15 protein-coding genes and 1 pseudogene are annotated in these 17,071 nt (G+C 62.6%); 11 read left to right on the top strand and 5 right to left on the bottom strand.

Annotation, left to right across the window (positions count from 1 at the left end):
* Positions 1-11: 11 nt before the first annotated feature.
* Genes BAUR9175_RS00130 through BAUR9175_RS00115 form a run of 4 tightly spaced genes read left to right on the top strand, consistent with a single transcriptional unit; the run spans position 12 to position 6,788 of the window.
* Positions 12-1,583, top strand: coding sequence for a type I restriction-modification system subunit M (locus BAUR9175_RS00130; RefSeq protein ID WP_101582598.1), 1,572 nt, complete (start codon positions 12-14; stop codon positions 1,581-1,583).
* Positions 1,580-2,506: a restriction endonuclease gene (locus tag BAUR9175_RS00125; protein ID WP_101582596.1), complete on the top strand. Its 927-nt coding sequence runs from the start codon at positions 1,580-1,582 to the stop codon at positions 2,504-2,506. The genes BAUR9175_RS00130 and BAUR9175_RS00125 overlap by 4 nt, the downstream gene beginning before the upstream one ends.
* Complete coding sequence (locus BAUR9175_RS00120; protein ID WP_101582594.1) at positions 2,503-3,657, top strand: restriction endonuclease subunit S; 1,155 nt, start codon at positions 2,503-2,505, stop codon at positions 3,655-3,657. The genes BAUR9175_RS00125 and BAUR9175_RS00120 overlap by 4 nt, the downstream gene beginning before the upstream one ends.
* The gene (locus BAUR9175_RS00115) at positions 3,654-6,788 is read left to right on the top strand and encodes a type I restriction endonuclease subunit R (RefSeq protein ID WP_101582590.1); all 3,135 of its coding nucleotides are present in this window, start codon (positions 3,654-3,656) and stop codon (positions 6,786-6,788) included. Before BAUR9175_RS00120 ends, BAUR9175_RS00115 begins: the two co-directional genes overlap by 4 nt.
* 106 nt (positions 6,789-6,894) lie before the next feature.
* Here BAUR9175_RS00115 and BAUR9175_RS00110 read toward each other — a convergent pair whose 3' ends face one another.
* Positions 6,895-7,200, bottom strand: a complete 306-nt coding sequence (locus BAUR9175_RS00110; RefSeq protein WP_101582587.1) for a hypothetical protein — start codon at positions 7,198-7,200, stop codon at positions 6,895-6,897.
* Between the two features lie 318 nt (positions 7,201-7,518).
* Here BAUR9175_RS00110 and BAUR9175_RS00105 point away from each other — a divergent pair.
* The 4 genes and pseudogenes from BAUR9175_RS00105 to BAUR9175_RS00085 form a co-directional block, all read left to right on the top strand.
* Positions 7,519-7,938: pseudogene (locus BAUR9175_RS00105) on the top strand (TrmH family RNA methyltransferase); the annotation flags it as partial.
* Between the two features lie 456 nt (positions 7,939-8,394).
* Positions 8,395-9,381 carry an RNA polymerase subunit sigma-70 gene (locus tag BAUR9175_RS00095; RefSeq protein ID WP_101582584.1) on the top strand — a complete coding sequence of 329 codons (987 nt, stop codon included), beginning with the start codon at positions 8,395-8,397 and terminating at the stop codon, positions 9,379-9,381.
* A 67-nt stretch (positions 9,382-9,448) separates the two neighbouring features.
* Entirely contained in the window at positions 9,449-10,078 is a 630-nt protein-coding gene (locus tag BAUR9175_RS00090; RefSeq protein ID WP_101582581.1) for a maleylpyruvate isomerase family mycothiol-dependent enzyme, read from the top strand.
* Between the two features lie 107 nt (positions 10,079-10,185).
* Entirely contained in the window at positions 10,186-10,956 is a 771-nt protein-coding gene (locus tag BAUR9175_RS00085; protein ID WP_009881330.1) for a phosphatase, read from the top strand.
* A gap of 43 nt (positions 10,957-10,999) precedes the next feature.
* Here the strand turns inward: BAUR9175_RS00085 and BAUR9175_RS00080 are convergent, their stop codons facing one another.
* On the bottom strand, positions 11,000-11,551 hold the full coding sequence (locus tag BAUR9175_RS00080; RefSeq protein WP_096177774.1) for a YbaK/EbsC family protein: 552 nt from the start codon (positions 11,549-11,551) through the stop codon (positions 11,000-11,002).
* Positions 11,552-11,727: 176 nt separating this feature from the next.
* Between BAUR9175_RS00080 and BAUR9175_RS00075 the strand changes: the two genes are divergently transcribed.
* The gene (locus BAUR9175_RS00075) at positions 11,728-11,982 is read left to right on the top strand and encodes a type B 50S ribosomal protein L31 (RefSeq protein ID WP_009881328.1); all 255 of its coding nucleotides are present in this window, start codon (positions 11,728-11,730) and stop codon (positions 11,980-11,982) included.
* A gap of 138 nt (positions 11,983-12,120) precedes the next feature.
* Here BAUR9175_RS00075 and BAUR9175_RS00070 read toward each other — a convergent pair whose 3' ends face one another.
* From BAUR9175_RS00070 to BAUR9175_RS00060, 3 genes are read right to left on the bottom strand one after another with little or no spacing between them, the layout of a single operon-like run.
* Positions 12,121-12,945 (bottom strand): PfkB family carbohydrate kinase, encoded by an 825-nt coding sequence (locus BAUR9175_RS00070; RefSeq protein WP_101582579.1) that lies wholly within the window; start codon positions 12,943-12,945, stop codon positions 12,121-12,123.
* A gap of 45 nt (positions 12,946-12,990) precedes the next feature.
* Positions 12,991-13,455 carry a tRNA (cytidine(34)-2'-O)-methyltransferase gene (locus BAUR9175_RS00065; protein ID WP_009881326.1) on the bottom strand — a complete coding sequence of 155 codons (465 nt, stop codon included), beginning with the start codon at positions 13,453-13,455 and terminating at the stop codon, positions 12,991-12,993.
* Between the two features lie 50 nt (positions 13,456-13,505).
* The gene (locus BAUR9175_RS00060; RefSeq protein WP_009881325.1) at positions 13,506-14,240 is read right to left on the bottom strand and encodes a class I SAM-dependent methyltransferase; all 735 of its coding nucleotides are present in this window, start codon (positions 14,238-14,240) and stop codon (positions 13,506-13,508) included.
* 377 nt (positions 14,241-14,617) lie between these two features.
* Between BAUR9175_RS00060 and imuA' the strand changes: the two genes are divergently transcribed.
* Together imuA' and BAUR9175_RS00050 are read left to right on the top strand one after the other, a co-directional pair.
* The gene (gene imuA' / locus BAUR9175_RS00055; RefSeq protein ID WP_226823531.1) at positions 14,618-15,298 is read left to right on the top strand and encodes a DnaE2-dependent mutagenesis accessory factor ImuA'; all 681 of its coding nucleotides are present in this window, start codon (positions 14,618-14,620) and stop codon (positions 15,296-15,298) included.
* The gene (locus BAUR9175_RS00050) at positions 15,288-17,036 is read left to right on the top strand and encodes a Y-family DNA polymerase (RefSeq protein WP_240519902.1); all 1,749 of its coding nucleotides are present in this window, start codon (positions 15,288-15,290) and stop codon (positions 17,034-17,036) included. Before imuA' ends, BAUR9175_RS00050 begins: the two co-directional genes overlap by 11 nt.
* Positions 17,037-17,071: the final 35 nt, after the last annotated feature.

Here is a 17,071-nt window from a genome sequence, read left to right as displayed (position 1 = left end):
GAGACAGACCTATGGCACCGACGACCAAAGAGGCGCAGCGAGCAGAGTTGCACAAGACGATCTGGCGCATCGCCAATGACCTGCGCGGCAGCGTCGATGGGTGGGACTTCAAGTCCTACGTGCTGGGAATGCTCTTCTACCGGTTCATTTCTGAGAACCTCACGACGTACCTCAACAAGAACGAGCACGACGCGGGCGAGGTGTCGTTTGACTACCGGCTGGCGGCGGATTCTGACGCGGAGTTCGCTCGCGACGAGGTTGTCGCGGAGAAGGGGTTCTATATCCTGCCGTCCGACCTGTTCGCCAATGTGCGCGATCGTGCCGCGGGCGACGAGAATCTCAACGAGACGCTCGAGCGGGTCTTCAAGAACATCGAGGCGTCGGCGATGGGTACGGACAGCGAGGACGACATCAAGGGTCTGTTCGATGATCTGGATGTCAACAGCAACAAGTTGGGCTCGACGGTCGCCAAGCGGAATCAGAAGCTGGTGAAGCTGCTCGACGCGATCGGTGACCTGCCGCTGGGGCGGTGGGAGGACAACTCGATCGACCTGTTCGGTGACGCCTACGAGTACCTGATGCAGATGTACGCCGCCAACGCCGGCAAGTCTGGTGGGGAGTACTACACGCCGCAGGAGGTCTCCGAGCTGCTGGCGCGCATCACGGTGGTCGGCAAGAAGCAGGTCAACAAGGTCTACGACCCGGCGGTGGGCTCCGGGTCGCTGCTGCTGAAGTTCGACAAGGTGCTCGGCAAAAACAACGTCCGACAGGGGTTCTACGGTCAGGAGATCAACCTGACCACGTACAACCTCGCGCGGATCAACATGTTCCTGCACGACGTCAACTACGCCGATTTCAACCTCGCCCACGGCGACACCCTGACCGATCCACAGCACTGGGATGACGAGCCGTTCGAGGCGATCGTCTCCAACCCGCCTTACTCGATCAAGTGGGACGGCGACGCTAACCCACTGCTCATCAATGATGAACGGTTCGCACCGGCAGGAGTCCTCGCGCCGAAGTCGAAGGCCGACCTCGCGTTCACGATGCACATGCTCAGCTGGTTGGCGGTGAACGGCACGGCAGCGATCGTCGAGTTCCCTGGAGTGCTGTACCGCGGGGGAGCGGAGAGGAAGATTCGGCAGTACCTCGTTGACAACAACTACATCGATACCGTGATCCAGTTGCCGCCCGACCTGTTCTTCGGCACGACGATCGCGACCTGCATCCTCGTGCTGAAGAAGTCGAAGAAGACCGGCGACGTGCTGTTCCTCGATGCTTCGGCGGAGTTCAAGCGGGTCGGCAACAAGAACAAGCTGCTCGAGGAGCACCAGGCGAGGATCCTCGAGGCGTTCACGACGCGCGAGCCCGAGGACTACTTCACCACCGTCGTGAGCAACGAGGACATTGCCGCCAACGACTACAACATCGCGGTGTCGTCGTATGTAGAGGCCGAGGACACTCGCGAGGAAGTCGACATCGCGGAGTTGAACGCCGAGATCGCCCGCATCGTCGCGCGCCAGGCCGAGCTCCGCACCGCAATCGACGAGATCGTGGCGGATCTGGAAGGTGCGCGGTCATGACGGACATGCCCAATTGGGAAGGCTTCATGATCCCGACGCTCAAGGTAATGAGCGATGGCATCATCCGCCACTGGCGCGAGTTTCAGCCTCTCGTAGCTGATCAGGCGCAGCTCAGCGATGAGCAGAAGAAGGAGATGCTTCCCTCTGGGAGCGCACTCAAGTATGAGAACCGGATCGGCTGGGGCGTCTCGTTCCTGACGAACGTCGGCGCACTCACGCGCCCGAAGCGCGGTCACTACCAGATCACCGATGCCGGCAAGCAGCTCATCGGGCTGTTTCCGAACGGTGCCAAGGAACGCGACATCAAGGCGCTCGGCGCGGATCCCGACTCGCCGATCCGCGAGTACGTGGCGACCACGGACCGCAGGACGAGCGAGTCTGTAACGACACCTCCGGCGCAAGAGTCGTCGATGACTCCAACTGAGCAGGTGCAGAGCGGTATCGAGCGCATCCACGACGAGATCGCGGCCGAGCTACTCACCCGGCTGCAGGACAAAGACCCTGGGTTCTTCGAGCAGGCGGTCGTCGATCTCCTGCTCGCGATGGGCTACGGCGGCACCACTGGGGCCGGCAATGTCACCCAGCTCAGCAATGACGGTGGCATCGATGGCGTGATCGACCAGGACATCCTGGGCCTCAACCGCGTGTACATCCAAGCCAAGCGCTACAAGGACGAAAACACGGTCGGCCGCCCCGACCTGCAGGCGTTCGTCGGAGCGCTCAGCGGTAAGGCCGACGGCGGCGTCTTCATCACGACCAGCCGTTTCTCTGACGGAGCACGCACGTACGCCGAGAACGTGCCGACCCGCATCATCCTGATCGATGGTGAGCGCCTCACAAGCCTCATGATCCGCTACGGCGTCGGCGTGCAGGTGAAAGAGACCTACAAGGTCGTCGAGATCGACGAGGACTTCTTCGCATGAGCCGCATCGATGAACTGATCCAGGAGCTCTGCCCGGACGGAGTAACGTTCGTCACGATTGGGGAAGCTGCCACCGTTACGGCTGGTGCAACTCCATCGAAATCGGTCGCGTCCTACTGGACTAATGGAACGATCCCTTGGCTCAGTTCGGGCGAGGTTAACAAGGGAACGATTCACGAGGCAGACACCTTTATCACTAAAGAGGGGTATGACTCGTGCAGCACCAGGATGGTACCCGCGAGGGCCGTCGTCATCGCGCTTGCCGGTCAGGGCAAGACTCGCGGCATGGTAGCTCGAACGCGTCTTGAATGCTGCACCAACCAGTCCTTAGCATCAATCGTTCCTGACTCCGATGAACTCGATAGCGACTTTCTTTTCTATTACCTCAAGACTCAGTACTCGCGTCTTCGGGACGTTTCGTCTGGTGACGGAACGCGCGGTGGGCTCAATTTGGCGATGATCCGCGCTTACCGAATCCCCGTACCGCCTCTCGAGGTGCAGTGTGAGATCGTGCGAGTATTGGATAAGTTCACTCAGCTGGAAGCGGAGCTGGAAGCCCGGCGCACCCAGTACGAGCACTATCGCACTGAGTTCTTGACGTTTGGGGATGACGTTCCGCGGCGACCACTGCGAGAAGTCGCCACGATCGGCACCGGCAGTCACGATACGAAAGACGCGACCCCGGACGGTGAGTTCATCTTCTACGCACGTGGCCGCGAACCGCTACGGCTTGACTCGTATGACTTCGATGAGCAGGCAATCATCACTGCCGGAGACGGGGTCGGCGTTGGCAAAGTCTTCCACTTCGCCGATGGGAAGTACGCTCTCCATCAGCGTGCTTATCGCGTTGTGCCAGGCAAACAAATCGACTCCCGATTCATCTATCACTATCTAGTTTCAGACTTCTCGAGGTACCTGGAACGCACGTCGGTACATGCGTCTGTGACGTCGCTGCGACGCCCGATGTTCCTGAAGTACCCAGTGCCCGTCCCGCCGCGGGCTGAGCAGGAACGTATCGTGGCAACCCTCGACAAGCTCGACGCCCTGGTCAATGACATCAGTATTGGTCTCCCGGGCGAGCTCGTTGCCCGTCGTAAGCAGTACGAGCACTATCGTGACCGCCTGTTGACGTTCAAGGAGCTGCCGGCATGAGCGTTGCACCGGCACGCGGCTACGATCCGATCGCAATCTCATCGGAGAGCACGGTTGTCGCTGAGTATGTTCACGATCCGTCGCGGGCCGATGCGTATCAGTCGGAGTCTGCACTCGAGAAGGAGATGATCCGACTCCTCGAGGGACAGGCGTACGACTACCTGCCGATCACCTCCGAAGCGGAGCTGGTTGCCAACCTCCGGGTGCAGCTCGAGAAGGTCAACACGATGACCTTCTCGGATGCCGAGTGGGAGCAGTTCTTCACGACGAAGATCGCAGGTGCCAACGACGGCATCATCGAGAAGACGGCGCGTGTCCAGGAGGACCACGTCCAGATCCTCAGGCGCGATGATGGGACGACGAAGAACATCGCGCTGATCGACAAGACCAACATCCACAACAACCAGTTGCAGGTCATCAACCAGTACGAGATCGCGCGTGGCGAGGGTGATGCCGTCGACGGCGGTGCGAAGTACGCCAACCGTTACGACGTGACCGTGCTCGTCAACGGGCTGCCGTTGGTGCACATCGAAATGAAGCGCCGAGGCGTCGACATCCGCGAGGCCTTCAACCAGATCAACCGCTACCAGCGCGACAGCTTCTGGGCCGGCTCGGGCCTGTTCGAGTACGTGCAATTGTTCGTGATCAGCAACGGCACGCTCACGAAGTACTACTCCAACAGCACCCGCAACAGGCACCTGGCCGAGCAGAAGAAGTCTGGCGGTGCCGGGAAGGGCAGGAAGACGAGCAACTCGTTTGAGTTCACCAGCTGGTGGGCCGATGCGAACAACCAGCCGATCGCCGAGCTGACGGCATTTGTGAAGACGTTCTTCGCGAAGCACTCGCTGTTGAACATCCTGACGAAATACTGCGTGCTCACCGCGGATCGCGACCTGCTGGTGATGCGGCCGTACCAGATCGTGGCGACGGAGCGGATCCTGCAGAAGATCCAGATCTCGACGAACTACAAGACGCTCGGCACACTCGATGCCGGCGGATACGTCTGGCACACCACGGGGTCGGGTAAGACGCTCACCTCGTTCAAGGCAGCGCAGCTGGCATCGAAGATGCCGAGTGTGGACAAGGTGCTGTTCGTCGTGGATCGCAAAGACCTCGACTATCAGACGATGCGTGAGTACGACCGGTTCGAGAAGGGCGCGGCGAACTCGAACACATCCACGGCGGTGCTGAAGAAGCAGCTTGAGGACCGGGGTGCGCGGATCATCATCACGACGATCCAGAAGTTGTCGACGTTCATCAAAGCGAACAAGGGCCACGAAGTCTTCTCGGGCCACGCGGTGATCATCTTCGATGAGTGTCACCGGTCGCAGTTCGGTGACATGCACACCGACATCACGCGGGCGTTCAAGAAGTACAACCTTTTCGGGTTCACCGGTACGCCGATCTTCGCTGCGAACGCCGGCAGCGGTGGCAACCCTCAGTTGCGCACGACCGAGCAGGCGTTCGGCGACAAGTTGCACACGTACACGATCGTCGACGCCATCACCGACAAGAACGTGCTGCCGTTCCGGATCGACTACATCAACACCATCAAGGTCGGAAACCCCGACGACTCACAGGTGTCAGCGATCGACCGGGAGAGAGCTCTCCTGGACGTGCGCCGGATCCGCGATGTCGTGGCGTACACGCTGGAGCACTTCGATCAGAAGACGAAGCGGTCGTCGAGTTGCGAGCACGGCGTGGTGACGAACGTCGCCGACTCGGTGCGGGGCCGGCGTCAGGCGGAGGCACTCAAGGAGCGGAAGCGAGTGCGTGGGTTCAACGCGCTGTTCGCGACCGCGTCGATCGATGCCGCACGCCGGTACTACAACCAGTTTCAGCTGCAGATGGAGCAGCTGCCACCGGACAAGCGCCTGAAGGTCGGACTGATCTTCAGCTACGGCGCGAACGAGGCCGAAGCCGACGGCATCCTCGATGATGAAGCGTTCGACACCGATGCGCTCGACGGTGACGCACGTTCGTTCCTGGAAGATGCGATCCAGGACTACAACGACATGTTCGGGACCAGCTACGACACGAGTGCGGACCGGTTCCAGAACTACTACAAGGACCTGTCGCAGCGGATGAAGAACCGCGAGATCGACCTGGTCATCGTGGTGAACATGTTCCTCACTGGGTTCGACGCGACGACGCTGAACACGCTGTTCGTTGACAAGAACCTGCGCGCCCATGGCCTGATCCAGGCGTACTCGCGCACGAACCGCATCCTGAACTCGGTGAAGACCTACGGCAACATCGTCGCCTTCCGCGACCTCGAGGAAGAGACCAACGCGGCGTTGGAACTGTTCGGCAATAAGGATGCCCGCGGCGTCGTCCTGTTGAAACCGTACGGCGACTACTACGGCGAGTACGTCGACAAGGTCACCGAACTGCTCACGCGCTTCCCGATCGGGCAGCAGATCGTGGGGGAGCAGGCGCAGAAGTACTTCATCCAGCTGTTCGGTGCGATCCTGCGGCTGCAGAACATCCTCACGTCCTTCGACGACTTCGACGGCAACGACCCACTCACCGAGCGACAGCGGCAGGATTACACCAGCATCTACCTGCGCCTGCGCGACGAGTACACGCGCGATCGCGACGGCGACAGGGAGGTCATCAATGACGACGTCGCGTTCGAGATCGAGCTCGTCAAGCAGGTCGAGATCAACGTCGACTACATTCTCATGCTCGTCGAGAAGCTCCGCGCCGAGGAGGGCGACGGCGACGACAAGGAGATCCGCGCTGAGATCACCCGCGCCGTCGACGCGAGCCCGACCCTGCGCAGCAAGCGCGACCTCGTCGAGGACTTCGTCGAGTCGGTGTCGCTGCAGGGCGCGGTCGATGAGCAGTGGCAGGCGTATATCTCCGCGAAGCGCGAGGCTGAGCTTCAAGAGCTCATCGAAACGCACAAGCTCAAGCTGGAGCAGACGCGGTCGTTCGTGGATGCCGCGTTCCGGGACGGCCAGCTGCGCACAGCGGGCACCGAGATCACCCGCATCCTGCCACCCGTGTCGCGGTTCAACCGCGAGTCCAACCATGGCGACAAGAAGAAGCGGGTCATCGAAGCGCTCTCCAGGTTCTTCGAGCGGTTCCGGGGACTTGCCACTGGGGGTGGGGAGCCTGGGGACTGAGGTCAGCACGAAGGGCGCTGGCGGCACAGCCGCTCACGCGCCACAATCTGCGCATTCAGCCAGGCACGCAAGGGTGCGGCATGTTCGAGCATCTCGGCCTGGCCGTTCAACCGCGCACCGCTTCGGCCACGGCCGTCTCGATCCGCGCGGCCAGGTCGTCGACGAGTTGCTGGCACAGCGCGAGCCCGGCCGCACCGTCCTGCTCTTGCCGGCACTCGGACAAGCGTGCCTCGTCGATCGGGATCCGCTTGGCGAATCCACGAGTGGTGCTGACCTCGATGTACGCGCCGGTCTCACCGGGCCCGTCGGCTCCCAGCCGCATCTTCACAGGAGTGTCCCACGGGACGTCGGCCGTCTGCATCGCCGCGTTGCCGAAGTTGGACGCGCTCGTGTTGAACGGGCTGCTGATCATCAATGCCCCTCCTTCCTCGAATGCTCGGCGATCTCGCAGTGTGGCACCGTTCGGCGAAACCACCACCTCGCTCGGTGTGTCCGACGTTCCAATCTACATTGCAGGACGGCCCGCATCCCCGTCAGCACGCCACCTGGACAAGTGCCGGAGCCGTCTCGATCTCATCGCAGTTCGGCGCTTCGGCATCCTCACTCACTGCGATACAAAAGCCAGAGTCGTCGCTATCGGTATGATCTATCCAATTGCTCATGCGATAAGCGCTTATGCCGTTGTGCCTGGTCAGGCGCGGTTTCCTTGCAGCCGATCGTAGCCGGACACCACATCAACGTGGGCGCGATCTTCCGATCCGCCGCCGCGTTCGGCGTCGATGCCGTCCTGGTCACGCCGAGGTGCGCCGATCCTCTCTACCGGCGTTCCATCCGAGTCTCCATGGGCACGGTGTTCCAGGTGCCGTGGACGCGGATCGAGTCCTGGCCGGCTGGAGTCGACTCATTGCGTGAGCTCGGCTTCCATGTCGCAGCTCTGGCCCTCGAACAGGATTCGGTGGCCATCCGTGATTTCGCTGCGAACGCTCCCGAGCGCACCGCCATCGTCTTCGGCACCGAGGGCGACGGTCTGCGCCGCTCGACGATCGCCGCCTGCGATTCGACGGTGATGATCCCGATGTCAGGGGGAGTGGACTCACTCAACGTCGCAGCCGCGTCGGCGGTGGCCTGCTTTGCTCTGCAGAACGACTGATCTCGTGTCAGCGGCTGACACGCCCTCAGCTAACGCTTCTATTTGGACGCGATGTGAAGACTATCGGCAAGCACGTTTCCAACGCTTTGCGCGGGGAGCTCGAAGGAGAATCAACTGTCGCGAAATTTGCGATAGTTCAGAGTGAGGGGCAACGCATAACCACTCGACTGGTGATCCGGCCGAAAAAGATCTGATGATCGCACTCATCATTCGTATGATCATCCCTGAGACACGGTGACCCGAATTCCAGCAAAGACTGAGTGGAGGGTGTCGATGCCCGCTGGAGTGGACTCACTCAACGTCGCAGCCGCCTCGGCGGTGGCCTGCTTTGCTCTGCAGACGGAGCCTGAAGCTGCTCTCTGAGGTCGAGCCTCACGCCACACCAACTGCACAAGCGCCATCCATATCCTTGCTCAATGATGGTCACTCGCCCCGGTTTCGTGTGATGATGTCGGTGTGAGCACAGACGCACCGCTGAGACCAACGGTCGATGATCTCGAGGAACTGCGTATTCGGCTGACTGCCTACTGCTACCGAATGCTCGGGAACGTGGCGGACACCGACGACGCAGTCCAGGAGACGATCCTGCGGGCCTACCGCTCCCTTGAGAGCTATGACCCGCAACGGGCGACGCTCTCTACCTGGGTGCACCGGATCGCGACCAATATCTGCCTGGATCTGCTGCGCGGCGCACGTCGCCGGACCAGGGCCACCGACCTGGGCCCTGCGCGGACAGGCACCACGTCTGCTGATTTGGGTGCGCCGCTGTCAGCCGATCACTTCGTCGAACCGATCCCTGACTCCCGGGTGATCTCGGCCACCGACCCGGCCGAGATCGTCGAACAGCGTTTGAGCGTGCGCTATGCCTTCATCGCGGCTTTGCAGCGTCTGGCACCACGGCAACGCGCGGTGCTCCTGCTGCGTGAGGTTCTCAGCTTCAGCGCCGAGGAGTCCGCGCACATCATCGGAACCACGGTGCCTGCCGTCAACAGCGCCCTGCAACGGGCACGAGCACGCTTGGCGAAGTCCCCACCAGAGACAACAGAGGTCTTCGACCCCACCGACGCCCGGCAGAGGCAACTGCTCGATGACTATGTCAGCGCCTTCGAGGCCCACGACATGGTCGCGCTCCGGCGTCTGTTGCGTGAAGACGCTCGGTCCTCGATGCCGCCGTTCGCCTGGTGGCTCGAAGGACGAGAGACCATTCTTACGGTCATGAGCGCAGCCGATGCCTGCGACGGTGACCGACTCATTCCCGTGCCGATCAACGGCAGCCCAGGCTTCGGGCAGTACCGGGTCGGCAGCGACGGTGTGCCGCGTGCCTTTGCGCTGCTCCTCGTCGAGGTGCGAGAGAACACGGTGTCCCATCTGGTCACTTTCCTCGGCAGCCAGGGACGATTCCGCGAGTTCGGCCTCCCAGAGAGTGTGGACCCCACTGCCTGAGACGCTCGTCTGAAAAGAATTTCGTCGTCGACCGATGAGTTCGCACCCGGACCTGCGTATAAGAAGTATGAACCCAAAGAAGAACACACATCCCTCCGCTGAACTCATCCGCGACGAGACCTTCGCCGAGCGCGCCCGCGTGGTCGACCTGCTTAACGGACTCGACTCACACGACTGGTCGGCACCTTCGCTGTGCACCGGGTGGCGGGTCAGGGTAGTCGTCGCCCATATGACGATGGCCTACCGACACAGAGGTCTCCGTTTCCTTCTGGGCCTGGCCAGACGTGGATTCAGGTTCAACGACTTCGCCGATCATCTCGCCCACGAGGACACGAACACACTCACGAACGCCGACCTCCTGGCCGCGCTGAGAGAGAATATCCGCAATCCATGGAGACCACCCGGCGGCGGTCCGGTGGGAGCCCTCAGCCACGACGTCATCCACGGCCTCGACATCACGGAGCCTCTGGGACTTGCATCGGCACCCGCAGAACGGATCAGACTCGTACTCGAACAGGCAGGGGAGAAGAACCTCGCCTACTTCGGCACGGATCTCACCGGTGTCAGACTCATCGCCGAGGACGCAGAGTTCAGCATGGGCACCGGCCCGCGCGAAGTGCGGGCGAGCGCCCGGGAGATGCTGCTGACAGTCACGGGGCGCCGACCATTGCGGGACCAGAGCCCTCCACAGCGCTGACCGGGGGCGAGACCGGCTGTGGGAGACTGGAGACAGACATTGTCCTGCCGTTTTCATGACCATTTTCGTCGTGACTTTGGCGCACGTGACCGCACAAGAGGAGACCAGTGGACCGCACCACACTCGCCCACGCCCTGGAAGCAGCTCGCATCACCGGTGAGGTGGGAACACCCCGAGAGAACAACCTCTCCCACATCCACCGGTTCCTCGCACAGGAGAAGCAGTTCGACTTCGGTGTCGAACTCACCCGCGATTGGGACTATGACTCCGTGTTCGCTCTTATGGTCGACCGGTGCGGGCTGCGTCCCGAAACGGACTTCGTCGAGGGTGTGGACACGATTTCGACGCAACGCTGCATCGATGCCCTCGAGCGTGTAGCCGTGGCTATCGGCGAGGTCACTCGTGCCGGGGGAGAGATACTCTTCGCCACCGGTCATCCCGCGGGCCTCCTTCCCGTGCACATGGCCATCGCCGCGGCCGCTGATGCCGGCGGCGCCACAATCATGCACCAGGCCAACGCCGTTCCGGTTCCGGGACTCGGCGGCGACTGCCGGCAGATCAACCGCGTGTGGACCTGGCACCAGCACGGTGGGACCCCGCACACTCACCTCGCCGAACCCATGCACGCACTGCTGGATGACATCACTTGCCGAGGTGGCGCTGCCCCCGACCTGATCGTGGCCGATCATGGGTGGGCAGGTGCGGCCTCGACACGGGGACTGCGCACGCTGGGCTACGCGGACTGCAACGATCCGGCCCTCTTCGTCGCCGAGGCGCAGAGAGCCATCGAGGTCACCGTCCCTCTCGATGACGACGTCGTGCCCTACCTCTACGAACCACTCATCGACTTCGTGCTCGACAAGGCAGGACTGAGCTGACCGACGACCTCAGCTGACCGACGACCTGAGCTGACCGAGAATCTCAGCTGATCTCGTTCGCGAGACCCTCGACCACCTCGGCGGTGGGAAGCGATGCCAACGCCGCACCGGAGAGGATGAGCTTGGAACCACGGATGCCTGAACCGATGATGAGCTCTTTGGCCTCGGCGACGCGTGAGTCGATGAGGATCCGGTAGTCGGCAGGCAGACCGATGGGCCCGATGCCGCCGTACTCCATCCCCGATTCGCCAACCGCACGGTCCATGGGCAGGAACGAGGCCTTGCGCACGTCGAGGAGTTTCTTCACGCGCTTGTTCACATCGGCACGGGTGTTCGCGAGCACCATGCAGGCGGCGATGCGCTCCTCACCGGCGCGCGAACCGGCGACGAGAACACAGTTCGCCGAGGTTTCGGGTCCCAGCCCGGTGGCATCGAGCAGGGCGGCTGTGTCGGCGATCTGCGGATCGATGGCGAACGCGTGGACCTCGCCGGCGATCGACGACAGCGCCTCGGCGGTCGATGCGGCCATGAGGTCGGGAGCGGTTGCGGCGGGCGTGAGGTCGAATTGCGCGGAGATGCGTTCCTTGGTGTTCATGGCCACAGTTTAGGAGACGGTGCGGGAATCGCTTTGGGCCGGTCCATCAGATAGACTGGACTGTCGCTTCGTGTCCGGTTCCTACGGTACGGGGCGTGTCCAGCAGACGAATTCGGGCACTGGCGGATGGGTCGACCCATACCAGGCGCCTGAGCGGATTCAGCAAAGGTAAGAATATGAAAAAGGACATCCACCCGGAATACGCACCGATCGTGTTCAACGATCTGTCGTCGGGAACCAAGATCCTCACCCGCTCGACCGCGAAGAGCGACAAGACGATCGAGTGGGAAGATGGCAACACCTACCCAGTCATCGACGTTGAGATCTCGAGTGCATCGCACCCGTTCTACACCGGAAAGCAGCGCATCCTCGACTCCGCAGGCCGCGTCGAGAAGTTCAAGGATCGCTACAAGGGCTTCGGCAAGCGCTGACCCCCTGTCGGTTTCGACCGACCCGACGGTTCCGACCGTCACGCATGACTCATGCGAACTGCCCCGCACACCTGAGCTGGTGTGCGGGGCAGTTCTCTGTCTCCTGCTGGTCGAGACGCTCTGGTTCGGACGCTCGGGTCAGTCCACCGTGACCCGGACCTCGGGTGAGGGCTGAGTCCGTGCCGCGGGGTGGAACAGTGAGGCCACGCCGGTGGCGTTGTCGAGGCAGTTTGCGATGCCGTGAGCGACCTTCTCCTTCGCCGAGACGACCGCGTCCTGGATGCTCAAGCCAGTGGTGATGCCAGCGGCGATGGATGAGGCGAAGGAACAGCCTGCACCGTTGACGAGTTTCTCATTGACCTTGCGTGAGCGCAGCGTCGTGATGCTCTCACCGTCGAAGACGATGTCGATGGCATCTTCACCGGTCAGACGTGCACCACCCTTGACGACGACGTTCTTCGCACCCTGGGCGTGGATGATCTTCGCGGCCTCGACCATGCCCTCAACCGAATCGATGGGCTCGAGTCCGGCCAACGTGGCGGCCTCTTCGAGGTTCGGGGTGATGACCGTGGCCAAAGGCACGAGGTTGTCGACGAAGAGATCCTTGAGGTCGACCATTGTGCCCGCACCCTTGCACACGAGGACGGGGTCGAAGACATAGGGCAGCTCATTGGTCTTCAGCTTCTGAGCCAGGACCAGCGCGTTCTCCACGGACCCGAGCATGCCCGACTTGATCGCATCGAACTTGTGCACGGCCAGCGTCGATTCGAGCTGCCTCGTCACAACCTCGGGGTCGATGAATTCGATGACATGGCTGAAGCCGTCATTCGGGTCGAAGGTGACGATGCAGGTCACGGCGGCGGTGCCGAATGCGCCGTATTCTTCGAACATCTTCAGGTCGGCTTCGAGTCCAGCTCCGCCGGAGACGTCGGAACCGGCGATCGTGAGCACTTTGGAGGTCATAGTGGTCCTTTCGGGAATTGCTGTCGGGCAGAAGTCTACGCGCGTTCAGGCGCCGGTGTATCCCTGCTGCCGCCACGCCTCGTAGATCGCGATCGACGCGGAATTGGCAAGATTGAGCGACCGCCTCGACGGCAGCATCGGGATGCGCACGGACAGATCCACATGGTCATCGTCGACGACGGAATCGGGCAGACCCGTCGACTCCTGACCGAAGAGGAGGACATCACCGTCACGGTAGTCCACCTCGGCGAAGGACTGATCCGTGTGGGTCGTGAACGCAATGACCCGACGCTCGCCGAGGTGGTTCCACAGATCCGTCAGAGACGCATGGACCGTGACGTGGGCCAGATCGTGGTAGTCCAGTCCCGCGCGACGCAGCTTGGCATCGGAGAGGTCGAAGCCCAAGGGCTCGACGAGGTGGAGGTGGGCACCCGTGACCGCGGCCAATCGGATGGCGTTGCCGGTGTTGCCGGGGATCTCGGGTGTGTGGAAGACGATGTCGATGTTCATATGACACCCATTTTGTCACTGATCGCCCGCTTGCCGGTCCACGAGCTTGGTTACTGCGAGTCCGAGGATGTGGTCGCGAGTCGAACGAGCAGATAGCCCTGGCGGGTCGACTCGGGGAACGGGCCGGAACGATCGGGTTCGCGTTCGATGCGGGTCACGGGCGTGAACCCATGGTCTTCGGCGATCGTGAGCACCTGTTCGATCGATCGGCGGTGGAAGTCGAGATCGACGTCGAAGCCGGCGGCCTGGGCCTGATGATCCACGCGGTCACCGAGTTGGAAGGCCAGTTGGAACCACCCTCCCGGACGCAGCACTCGTGCCGCCTCGGCGAATACGGTGGGCAGGGACTCATCGGGAATATGGATGATGGAATACCAGGCGACGAGTCCGGAGACGCTGTTGTCGAGGTTCGGCAGCGCGGTCATCGACCCGGTGGTGAAGTCAAGGTTCGGGTAGAGGCGAGTTGCCTGGGCGATCATCGCGGGGGAGAGGTCGAGGCCAGAGGGGCTCAGCCCCAGGGCGGCAAGGAATGCCGTGATCCGACCTGGGCCGCACCCGATCTCAAGGGTCTCGGAATGTCCTGTGGAGAGCACGAGTTCGGAGAAGGCGCCGAGGACCGCACGGTCATGCGGCTTCGCAGTGAGCTCGGCAGAAATCCAGTCTGTGTACGTCTCCGCGATCGCATCATAGGAGGCTCGGGTGGCGCACTCCCTGGCTGCCGTCTCGACCTGTTCCTGTGAGCCTGTCCGAGCCGGGTGTGTGGTCTCGTTGGTCCCATCGCTCATGCAGTCAGCCTACCGCCGAGGCGGTCCGGGTCGAGCGCGGAGCGTCTCCGCGGGGACGCCTGTGTGCGTGAGATTCCAATCATATCGAACTGGGATATTCAACAGACGAAACAAAATAGAATGAGGTGGATTGAAAGTCTTCTCTCGCACATGATGATTCCGATCACGTGTCAGTGGCTCCTCGTATGGTGAAGGCACGGTTCGAGGTCAGGGGGACTCCCGGACCGAGCGGCTGTGAAGGCCGAAGAAGAAGGGTGAGAACCATGATGAAGAAAACGCCGGCCGATCCGTTTGAGGCGGAATGGCGACACGCCCGGGCGGACAATACGGCCGCGTAAATCTTGCCTATTTAGAACACTAGTTCGATAATGGATGTCATGTCTGCAGTGCCACTCGTTGAACAGCTCAGCCGGGAGCTGGGTATCTCCACGGCTACTGCTCTGTTCGATGGGCTCGTTCCTCGCCCCGTGGACCCGGTGCTGGCCCCGATGTTCCGCCGAGGTGGTCTTCCCCGAGGTGAGATCGTGACACTGACCGGAGGCCAATCCCTCAGCTGCGCCCTGGCCACGATCGCCATGGCAACCCAAGAACAGAAATGGTGTGCAGGCATCGGACTCGGTGAACCGGCCGTGTCATCCATCGCCGACTTGGGTGTTGACCTCGACCACTTCGTCAACCTCGTCACCCCGGCCGAAGACTGGCTGCGTGTGGCCTCCATCCTCATCGAATCCTTCGACGTCCTCGTCGTCGATCCAGGATTTCTGCCCAGTGCCGGCGAACGCGCCCGGCTGCTGGCGAAGGTGCGCGAACGCAAGATCAGCTTCATCAGCCTGACCTCGATGCCCGGCAGCACGGAGCAGATCACCATCACCGACACGCAGTGGTCGGGCACAGAACACGGCCATGGACGTCTCCGATCCTGCCTCGTGCAGGCCCGATCCCAGACCGGCGTCCACCGGTTCCTGCTGCCCGGACCGGACGGAACTCCCAGCGAAGCACCACCACGCACCCCGACTGAGGGAACATTCGAACGGCCGGTGATCCGCAGTGTCAGCTGAAGCCGCGCCAGGGAAGAAGAGCCCCACGGCGGTGCGCAGCGACCCAGCAGATAGCGACAGTGCGCCTGCCGCCGCGAGCGCCGAGGGTCGTCGCACGCTCGTTCTCACCGTTCCCGATTGGTCCGCCGTGGCCGCCGCGACCGAGCACGAGTTCAGCCCGCGCACTCCGGTAGCGGTGCTCAGCGGGGGCAAGGTCGTTGCGGCCAACGCGCCTGCTCGTGCCGCCGGAATCGCGTTGGGCAACAACAAACGCGCGGTCGGATATCGCTGTCCCGAAGCCCAAGTGGTGGCCTGGAATGAAGAGACAGACAACCGACACTTCTCCGCAGGAGTCGGAGCGCTCGAGGAACTCGTGGCACGGTTCACTCTGCTCAGCCCCGGCACGCTCGCCATTCCCCTCGACTCGCTCAAGCACGGCTATGCCGATGAGCCCAGCGCCGTTGAGGCTCTGATCTCCGCGCTGGTGGCGGCCACCGGGTGGGAGTTCTTCCCCGGCATCGCCGACACCGTCTTCGCAGCAGTCCTCGCCGCGGGGCAGGCGCGGCGGGTCGAGCCGGGGGAGACTGCAGAGTTCTTGGCCGCCCAGCCGATCAGCACCCTCGAGTATGCGGGGGCAGGTGCGACCGAACTCATCGACACCTTCACCCAGCTGGGCCTGCGCACCTTGGGAGATCTGGCCGGAATCGACGTGCGGGCGGTGAACTCACGTTTCGGGACGCTGGGCAAACACGCTCACGATCTGGCCACAGGCGTCGAATGGGCACCCTTGAACGATCATGTGCGGGAGGAGAAGCTCACCGTCGAACTCGGTCTGGACGAGCCGACGACTCGCAGTGACACCTTAGGATTCCTGACCCGCCAGCTCGCCGCCGACCTGCTGACCACAGTGCGCCGCCGAGGACTCGTATGCACACAGATCACGATCGAGCTCATCGCCGTCTCGGGACAGTCCTCGAAGCGGACCTGGCGGATCGAGGACATGAACGAGAACACCATCGCCGATCGTCTGCGGTGGCAGGCAGAAGGATGGTTGGCCGGAAGCACTCGAAAGGGACCGGCCTCCCCTCAGCAGGGTTCAACCCCTTCCCGCACGAGCAGCAAGAACCGCAAAGACAGCAGGCACAGCAAGGACAGGGAGACGCCGGCCCCCGACGAGCCTGGCCCCGACCCGGAGGACTTCTCCGAGGAAGGCATCATCGCTCTTGGCCTCGTGGCCGCGGAGCTGACCACCCCCATCGGGGCGACGAGGAGCCTGTTCGATGAGAACACCGGGCAGGTCACTCACACGCTGGAGCGGCTGCAGGGACTGTTCGGCCCCGACGCGGTTCTGGTCCCGGGGCTGCAGGGCGGATGGGATCCGGCCGAGACAAACCTGTGGACGCCGTGGCAGCAGGCGGCATCACCGGTGCGCAGCCCCGGGGCACCCTGGCCTGGGGCACTGCACGCACCCCGACCGACGACGGTTGAGAACCTGCCCGTCGACGTGCTTGCCGTGGGAGGTCGCTCGGTGGGGGCTCGCCCCGCAGGCCTGGAATCGGCACCGTACGCGATCCGCTTTCCGACTGGAGCCACCGAGGCAATCGTTGACTATTCGGGCTCCTGGCCCGTGGAATCCGGTTGGTGGGATCCGGCGAAAGCCACCTATCGGACCCGTCTGCAGGTCGTCACCGACTCGGGGCAGGCACTGCTGCTGAGCAAAGAGAACGGCCAGTGGCACATCACCGGCCGATACCGCTGATGCACCGAACCACCGAGATGAGGGAGCTGAACCGC

Source organism: Brevibacterium aurantiacum, from assembly GCF_900169065.1.
Classification (GTDB): domain Bacteria; phylum Actinomycetota; class Actinomycetes; order Actinomycetales; family Brevibacteriaceae; genus Brevibacterium; species Brevibacterium aurantiacum.
Note: the sequence above shows the minus strand (reverse complement) of the source record. Positions and strands in the feature narration are given on the sequence as shown.

Coding starts and splice junctions, on each gene's coding strand:
- BAUR9175_RS00070 (WP_101582579.1), bottom strand. CDS start 12,945: ATGACCTCCAAAGTGCTCACGATCGCCGGTTCCGACGTCTCCGGCGGA.
- BAUR9175_RS00130 (WP_101582598.1), top strand. CDS start 12: ATGGCACCGACGACCAAAGAGGCGCAGCGAGCAGAGTTGCACAAGACG.
- BAUR9175_RS00125 (WP_101582596.1), top strand. CDS start 1,580: ATGACGGACATGCCCAATTGGGAAGGCTTCATGATCCCGACGCTCAAG.
- BAUR9175_RS00090 (WP_101582581.1), top strand. CDS start 9,449: ATGAACCCAAAGAAGAACACACATCCCTCCGCTGAACTCATCCGCGAC.
- BAUR9175_RS00110 (WP_101582587.1), bottom strand. CDS start 7,200: ATGATCAGCAGCCCGTTCAACACGAGCGCGTCCAACTTCGGCAACGCG.
- BAUR9175_RS00120 (WP_101582594.1), top strand. CDS start 2,503: ATGAGCCGCATCGATGAACTGATCCAGGAGCTCTGCCCGGACGGAGTA.
- BAUR9175_RS00060 (WP_009881325.1), bottom strand. CDS start 14,240: ATGAGCGATGGGACCAACGAGACCACACACCCGGCTCGGACAGGCTCA.
- BAUR9175_RS00115 (WP_101582590.1), top strand. CDS start 3,654: ATGAGCGTTGCACCGGCACGCGGCTACGATCCGATCGCAATCTCATCG.
- imuA' (WP_226823531.1), top strand. CDS start 14,618: ATGTCTGCAGTGCCACTCGTTGAACAGCTCAGCCGGGAGCTGGGTATC.
- BAUR9175_RS00080 (WP_096177774.1), bottom strand. CDS start 11,551: ATGAACACCAAGGAACGCATCTCCGCGCAATTCGACCTCACGCCCGCC.
- BAUR9175_RS00075 (WP_009881328.1), top strand. CDS start 11,728: ATGAAAAAGGACATCCACCCGGAATACGCACCGATCGTGTTCAACGAT.
- BAUR9175_RS00065 (WP_009881326.1), bottom strand. CDS start 13,455: ATGAACATCGACATCGTCTTCCACACACCCGAGATCCCCGGCAACACC.